This window comes from Sphingobium sp., assembly GCF_003248505.1.
Classification (GTDB): domain Bacteria; phylum Pseudomonadota; class Alphaproteobacteria; order Sphingomonadales; family Sphingomonadaceae; genus Sphingobium.
This window is the reverse complement of the sequence record NZ_QFOA01000166.1, coordinates 1-1,780: the sequence shown is the minus strand read 5'-3', so window position 1 is coordinate 1,780 and position 1,780 is coordinate 1. Positions and strand designations below refer to the sequence as shown.

2 protein-coding genes are annotated in these 1,780 nt (G+C 57.9%); one reads left to right on the top strand and one right to left on the bottom strand.

Annotation, left to right across the window (positions count from 1 at the left end; translation table 11 throughout):
• Positions 1-34 precede the first annotated feature (34 nt).
• Positions 35-1,126, bottom strand: coding sequence for a cytochrome P450 (locus tag DI606_RS20110; RefSeq protein WP_367119509.1), 1,092 nt, complete (start codon positions 1,124-1,126; stop codon positions 35-37).
• A 36-nt stretch (positions 1,127-1,162) separates the two neighbouring features.
• On the opposite strand from DI606_RS20110, the gene DI606_RS20105 reads away from it, so the two are divergent.
• Positions 1,163-1,780, top strand: a 618-nt coding sequence (locus DI606_RS20105) for a MerR family transcriptional regulator (protein ID WP_293985785.1), incomplete at its 3' end; no start/stop codon positions are given.

The following is a 1,780-nucleotide window of genomic DNA, read 5'->3' as shown; positions in this document are numbered from 1 at the left end:
CCAGCATCGCGAAAAGGGAAAAAGTGGACGACTTTTACGCCGCCCGCAGCAGCACTTCGCCGCCGCTACCGTGGTCTAATTTTGCACCGCCGTTCTCAACCACCGGAAAACGACGAAACATTTCTTCCGCGCTGCGCATCAGCTTTAGCGGGTCAGCACGCAATTCCTCGACTACCTGCGGGTTCTTCGCAAGGTGGATCATCATGAAGCTGAGGAAGTTTACGACCGTGTCGAGTCCACCCAGCAAGAGCAGCGAGATGAGACCAAGCGCCTTGTCGTGGCTGATCCGTTCGCCATTGATCTCGGCATTCACCATGACGGTGATAAGATCTTCGCCTTCCTGCCCCCGGCGCGCTTGGATGATGGGTTCGACATAAGCGAAGAAGCCATTGTTTCCCTCTTCCAGATGCTTCGCCATTTCCTCGGGCGTATTGCCCTCCGGGCGGGTCATCATCTTGGCGAAGCGGCTGAGTGTCGGCACGTCACTTTCAGGCAGATTTGCCAGCGCCATGAAGACCCGTACGGGGAAGACGTTGGCATATTCAGCCGAAAAATCGCATTCGCCCCGGCTCACGAAACTGTCGATGAGATCGACCGCGACCTCGCGGACTTTCGATTCCACCTTGCGAATCTGGGCAAGACTCAGGCCCTTGTCGAGCGCCTTGCGGTAAGGCGTATGCTCGGGCGGGTCCATGCGGGTCGGGACCATCTCGTACTTTTCGCCAGCTTCCTTCGGCAGGAAAATGACTTCGCTGGAGAAGCGGGTAGGATCGCTGTAGACCTCGCGGACAGTATCCCCATTGGTCGCGATCCAGTGACCGCCGGTAAAGGGGGTCCAGATGAGATCGGGCATGTTCGGCTTGGGAATATTCTTCCAGGCCTCGTGATAGCCCTGCTCGATGCCTTCGAGTGCATACATGTCGATTTCATGCACATACTGATCGGGAATATGGTCCGGGCGAGGGGCGCGAGCACGCGATATCGCTTCAGGGACATGTTCAGGCATCGTAGCCAAGATCGCTCTCCTTAACTCAACACGCCCAGCCGTTCCCGGGCCATGCGTGTTCTTTACACGCACGAAAAATACCGTGCAAGAACTTTCAACGCGGGCGTTGATCCGAAACATTTGCGCCGAACGCGGTCACGCGCTTAGGTAGTCGACATGAAGATGCGCGAACTAGAAGAGCGGACCGGTGTTGATCGCGAGGTCATACGGATCATGATCCGTGAAGGCCTGCTACCCGAGCCACAGCGCCCAGCGCGCAATGCTGCGGAATATGACGAGGGTCACGTCAGCGGCATCGCCACGATCAGGCATTTGCAACAGACTTCGCGCATGACGCTCAAGGAGATCAGATCCGCTCTGTCGGGGGAGGCGCTCGAACGCCCAGGCCCCGCATCGGCTTACAGTCACCTCGAGGCTTTGCTGTCACGCTCTTTCGGACTGGAGCAACCGACATCGGTCTCGTTGCAAAGCCTTTCCGAACGCTATCCCCGCGCCGAACGCGATGCCCGTGCGTTCGAGGCCATGGGGATGCTGACGCTTTTGCCGACCGAGAGCGGTTGCAGCCTCAGCCTGACCGATGCGCGACTTGTGGAAATATGGGGAAAGATACGGGAAGCGGGATTTGTCGAGGAACAGGGCTTTCCTCCGGAAAATATCAGCTTCTATCGCGAAGCCGCCGAACTGGTCGCCCGGCATGAGGCATCGATATTCTTCAGCGGGTCGGATGGCGCGATTAGTGAAGAAGATGCCGCCAGGATGCTCCAGATAGCTCTG

What these genes read in the sequence shown, in the direction of transcription:
- DI606_RS20110 (WP_367119509.1), bottom strand. Translation starts at nt 1,126, where the DNA reads ATGTTTCGGATCAACGCCCGCGTTGAAAGTTCTTGCACGGTATTTTTC.